Below are 5,362 nucleotides of genomic sequence, written 5' to 3'. Positions count from 1 at the left end.
GCGACGATGCCGGCGGCGGACGGGTGGTGATGCTGAGCGATACGCTGTGGCGACGGCGGTTCGCGTCCGATCCCCGGATCGTCGGCGCCACCGTGGCGATCTCCGGAGAACCCTTCGAGATCATCGGCGTGGCGCCGGCCTCGTTCAGCGGTCCTCGAGGATGGCTGGTGGGCACGCAGTTCTGGATTCCACTCGGTACCGAGGCACGGCTGAAGGAGTCCCCCCGGACGGCGGCGCCGCGCGCCACCGCACGAGACGATCGCCGGCTCACCGTCTTTGGCCGCCTCGCAACGGAGGTGACGATCGCCTCGGCCTCGGCGGAAGTGCAGACCATCGCCGGGCGGCTCGACGAGGTCTTTCCGCCGCGATTCCGTGGCAGGGGCGCCGGCGCCACCGATCGCCCGTGGCGCGCAAAGACCCTGGCGGCGATCTCCGACGACGAGGACTCCGCCGTGCGCCGGTTCGGGATGACGCTCGTGGCGCTCGTCGGGCTGGTGCTGGTCGTCGCCTGCACGAACCTCGGCAACCTCGTGCTCGCCCGCGGAAGTACACGGCTGCGCGAGCTCGCCGTGCGGCGCGCCCTCGGCGCATCGAGGTGGCGGCTGGTGCGCGAACAGTGTCTCGAGAGCGTGATGCTGGCCGCCGGCGGGGCATTCGCGTCCTACGTCATGTTCGAGCTGTTGCGCGTCGTGATGGACGCCGAGTTCAGCCTCGCCATGCCTTTCGGCGGCCGTACCACGCTGTCGTTTCATCCCGCGCTGAACGTGCCGGCGCTGACGGTCGCGGTCTCGTCGCTCCTCATCGCGCTCGTCGTCTTCGGCCTCGAGCCGGCGATTCAGCTGACGCGCACGCTCGACGTTCGCGGCGCGCTCGCCGGCGGATCGGCCGCCGGACCGCAGCGCGGCCGGCGCCAGCGGCTGCTCCTGCGGTGGCAGGTCGCCATCGCGGCGGGGTTCTTCATCATCGCCACCATGTTCGTGAAGTACTCGATCGCGGAGGCGCGCCATGATTCCGGCATCGACCTGGATCGAATCGGCGTCGCCGTTCTCAATCTCGACACGCCGGAGTGGAACGAGCCTCGCGCACGGCGCGTCTTCGACCGGGTACTCGACGAGCTGCGGCGCCATCCGTCGGTCGAGGCGGCCTCGCTGTCGAGTGGATTGCCCTTCGGCGTGCCGAGCACGCTGCGTCTGTCCATCTCACCGCTGGAACAGACGAGCGCCGCGCGAATGGACCCGCAGGTGGTGACGACGATCGCCGGGGCCCCCTCGATGTTCCGAACGCTCGGGGTGGAGATCCTTCGGGGACGCGGTTTCGACGATCGCGATGGGCCGGCCGCGCCGCGCGTCGTGGTCCTGAGCGAATTCACGGCACGGCAGATGTTCGGCACCGCCGACGTCGTCGGGCGGGAGACGGCGGTCGGTCAGACGCGGTCCCAGACGGCCACGATCGTCGGCGTTGCCGCCGATACGGACGTGGGCCGGATCTTCGCGGATCCGCGGCCACTGGCCTACGTGCCGCTGACGCAGCACTACCAGCCGCTCATCACGGTCGTCGCGCGGGCATCCGGGTCGGTGACGAATGTGGTGGGCGCGATGCGCGAGGCCATCCGGCGTGCCGATCCGGACGTCGCGGTCGACACCATCGGGACGGGACGATCGGTGCTCGCCGGACCGTTTCAGGTCCTGCGCGGGCTCGGCATGACGGCGGTCGGCCTCGGCGCGATCACGCTGCTTCTCGCCATGGCGGGCCTCTACGGCATCCAGTCGCATATCATTGCCAACCGCACGCGCGAGATCGGCGTGCGGATGTCGTTGGGGGCCACCGCCGGACAGATCAAGCGCATGGTGCTCGTGGACGGCTATCGCCCTGTCCTCGACGGGCTCATCTTCGGGTTGTCGATTGGCCTCGTCGGCCGGGCGATCACGCGCGCGTATCTCGAGCTGGACGTCGCCATCGTCGATCCGTGGATGCTGGTGGTGACGCCGATTCTGTTGATCTGTGCCGCGTTCTTTGCCTGCTACTTGCCGGCCCGCAGGGCCGCGGCGGTCGATCCCAACGTAGCGCTCCGCAGCGAATAGCCACGCCGGCTCACGTCGAACGAATTCGTTCGCGCGGAGCGCCGTCGGCAATTTCGGCTGGCGCGGATGCGCTCGTACCCTGCAGCGCGCATCAGCCGAGCCGCGGGCTTCCCCGTCACGTGTCACCGGCGTTTCGCATCCACCGCTGCGACGAAGGCGTGAAGCTCTCTCAGCACGTCTGCTTGGCGTGTCAGGAAGAGATAGTGCCCCGCGTTGGGATACCACAGAACGCGCGCGTCCGGCACATGCCGCGTCAGCTTGTCGACAATCCGCCCGAACACGATGCGGGATCTGGCCATGAAGGCGTCGATCGCAGCCCGCTCCTTCTCGTTCGTCGGTTCGTACCCCGTGGCCTTCAATACCTGGTCAGTCGTCTGCGCACCGTTCATCAGCGCGAGGACAGGAACGCGGATGCCCGAATAATCGCGCCGGTAGACCTGACCTTTCCCGATCGCCGGGCTGACCCACTCGGGGATCCTGTACGCGCCGACCCCCTCGCCCGCAGGTTCGAAAGCCGCGCGCAGCTCCGCTTCCGGCAACATGAACCCGAGGGTGCAGCCCCAGGTCCGACGGTATTCGGCAAACGTGCTCCGGTCCACCGGACCGCACTTCGGCCCCCGCTGCAGTCCGGGAGGCAGCTTCTGCTGCAGCGCCAGCCATTCCTGGTCGGCGGCCGGATCATCCTCCAGGTCGCCGAGCGCGTCGATGTACACAATGCCGGAGATGCGGTCCGAGTGCTGCCGTCCGATCGTCGTCATCTCGCCGCCGGCCATCGAGTGGCCTACTAGAATCGGTTTGTCGATCCGCAGCCGCTCGATCGCCTGGAACACATCGTCCGCGAGACGCTGGTCGGCGTAGCCGGATGGCGGACGGCTCGAGGCCCCGTACCCGCGACGGGTGATTGCATATACGTGACAGCAATCGCGCAGCTGCGGGACGAAGTCGTCGAACACGTGCCCCGTGTTCCCCGAGCCGGCGATGAGTACGAGGGCACGACCCGACCCGCCCCAGTCCAGCACTTCCAGCGTGACGCCCTCGTCCACGGTCACGAAGCGGACCTCATGCGCGGCAGGGTCTGTCCAGCGTCTCGCTTCCTGCGCTCCGGCGAGTCCTCCGGCGAAGACGGTAAGGAAAGCGAGGCTCAGCGTTGCGCACCACATGAGCGGCGCCTGATCAGTCGCGGAAAGTCTGCTGCATCAGCCGATGAAAATACTGCCGCCAGATCTGGTAATCGTGGCCGTACCCGGGATCCTCGCTCCAGATGTGCTTCACGCCGGCCTTCGTCAGCGCATCGTGCATGGTGCGGCCACGATTCACGGCGGTGTCCTCTGTGCCGGAGCCGATGAAGATCATCTTGTAGTTCCTGTTCGTCTTCGCCGGGTCGGCGGTGAGCAGATCGGTGGAACCGAATCCGCTGAACGCGCCGACGTAGGCGAACAGTTCCGGATGGCCGAAACCGATGGAGGTGGCGTGACCGCCGCCCATCGAGTAGCCCATGATCGCGCGGTGCTCCTTGTCCTTGACGACGCGGAACTCTTTCTCGACATACGGGATCACGTAATCGAGCATTTCCTTGGCCATGCTCCAACCGCTCGGCGAAACCCCTCGCCCGACACCCGGGGCACCGGGACCGCCACCACGCGGTGCATCACCGCGTGCCGCCGCCGGTGGCGGGGTATACCCCAGGGCCTTCTGCAGCGCGACGATTTCGGGCTGTCTGCCGGCGGAACCGGTCTTCTCATGACCGAAGGGCATGACGATGATCGCGGGAACGGCCTTCTTCTCCGCGAGGAGATTGTCCATGATCATGTTGGCCATGCCGGTTTGCGTCCAGCCGCGCTCGTAGTCGTTGGCGCCGTGCAGCAGGTAGACCACCGGATATTTCTTGCTGCTCGTGTTGTAGTCGGGCGGCGTATAGACGACCACACGACGGGCCACCTTGGTCAGCTGGTTGACGTACTGGTGCTCGATCAGGTTGCCGTGCGGCACGTCGCGGAACATCATGAAGTCCGCTTCCTTCCCCGGCAGCGCGACGACGCTCTTGTAGACGCCCGATGCAGGGCGAACGAAGGTGTTCTGCGGATCGGGCGTCACCAGTCCGTCCACGTCGAACCAGTACTGGTAGTAGCTCGGCGCGAGCCTGGGAGTCGTGAACGACCACACGCCATTGGCGTCCTGGCTCATGTCGAAACCGGCGGACCCGTTGACCGGGGTGTCGCCAAGCTTCGGCATGTCGGTATACACGCGCACCTTCTTCGCATTGGGGGCCGGCAGCCGGAACGTGATGGTGTTGTCGGCGTTCACTTCGGGGGAGCGGACGTTGGTGACAACGCTGGCCTCCACCCCAGGCCCGCGCCCGCGTCCGCTGGGGCCGCTGCCCCCGGGCGGATTGTTGTTGATCTGGGCCTGGACTGATGCGGCCACGAGCGTTGCGAGGGCGGTTGCCGGAAGAACGCGAAGGGTCCGGTTCATCATCTGTGCCTCACGAAGACATGAGCCCTGCGGGGGATTGGGACCGGGCCGATTATAAGCGACGCCTACCGCGCCGGGGCACAGGCGAAGTTCGCCGCGTCATCGATGCTTCCGGATCCACTGTAGCGGGCGACGGCCGGATATGCGCACAGCGGCCGCGTGCGATCGACGCGCCCGTTGATCGAGCGAGATGCGGGGATGCTGTCCGGCGCGGTGCCGCGCTCCACCCATGCCTCGAGCGCCGCGAGAGCGTCGAACGTGCCCGTGCCGCTGCCGCCGCCACAGTGCGCCATTCCGGGAACGGGGAAGAAGCGATAGAAACGCCGGGTCGCGTCGAGGCCGCCGTTCGCGCTGACGACGCGCTCGTAGTACTCGATCGTGTCGAGCGGCGAGACGACCGGGTCGGCGAGGCCCGTGTACATGATCAACTTGCCGCCGCGTGCGTTGAACGCCGTGTAGTCGGTTGACATCGCGTTCAGCATCGGCCACGCGGCGTCGACCGTGGCGACGTCCTTGTCCCAATCGAACGTGCGCGGATCCCACCTGGGATTCTCGAACACCCAGTCGCGGAAGAGGGCGATGCGCACCGGCGCAGAGGGATTGATGATGTACTGTCCCCACCCGGACTCGCTGCCGCGCGCCCATCCGGGGTACAACTGCCGCCCGTCGCGCGCGCGCGCGCCCGCGTAGACCCTGGCGACGGCGGCGATCTGCGGTGCGGTCAGACACGAATCCGTCTCGGCCGCCGTGCATGCAAGGGCCGCCGGATCGAATCGGCAGGCGCGCGGATCGTCGATCACGCCGTCTTC

Annotated in this window: 4 protein-coding genes; 1 reads left to right on the top strand and 3 read right to left on the bottom strand. The window is 67.4% G+C overall.

The window, feature by feature from the left end:
* Window positions 1-2,081, top strand: a 2,081-nt coding sequence (locus tag VFK57_00130) for an ABC transporter permease (GenBank protein ID HET7694091.1), incomplete at its 5' end; no start/stop codon positions are given.
* A gap of 122 nt (window positions 2,082-2,203) precedes the next feature.
* Here the strand turns inward: VFK57_00130 and VFK57_00125 are convergent.
* The 3 genes from VFK57_00125 to VFK57_00115 form a co-directional block, all read right to left on the bottom strand.
* Window positions 2,204-3,130: an alpha/beta hydrolase gene (locus tag VFK57_00125; protein ID HET7694090.1), complete on the bottom strand. Its 927-nt coding sequence runs from the start codon at window positions 3,128-3,130 to the stop codon at window positions 2,204-2,206.
* 124 nt (window positions 3,131-3,254) lie between these two features.
* Window positions 3,255-4,385: an alpha/beta hydrolase-fold protein gene (locus VFK57_00120; GenBank protein ID HET7694089.1), complete on the bottom strand. Its 1,131-nt coding sequence runs from the start codon at window positions 4,383-4,385 to the stop codon at window positions 3,255-3,257.
* Window positions 4,386-4,618: 233 nt separating this feature from the next.
* The coding region (locus VFK57_00115; GenBank protein HET7694088.1) for a tannase/feruloyl esterase family alpha/beta hydrolase at window positions 4,619-5,362 on the bottom strand (744 nt) is incomplete at its 5' end.

The organism is Vicinamibacterales bacterium (assembly GCA_035699745.1).
GTDB lineage: Bacteria > Acidobacteriota > Vicinamibacteria > Vicinamibacterales > 2-12-FULL-66-21 > JAICSD01.
The sequence above is the reverse complement of the archived record's forward strand: the minus strand, read 5'-3'. Positions and strand labels throughout refer to the sequence as shown.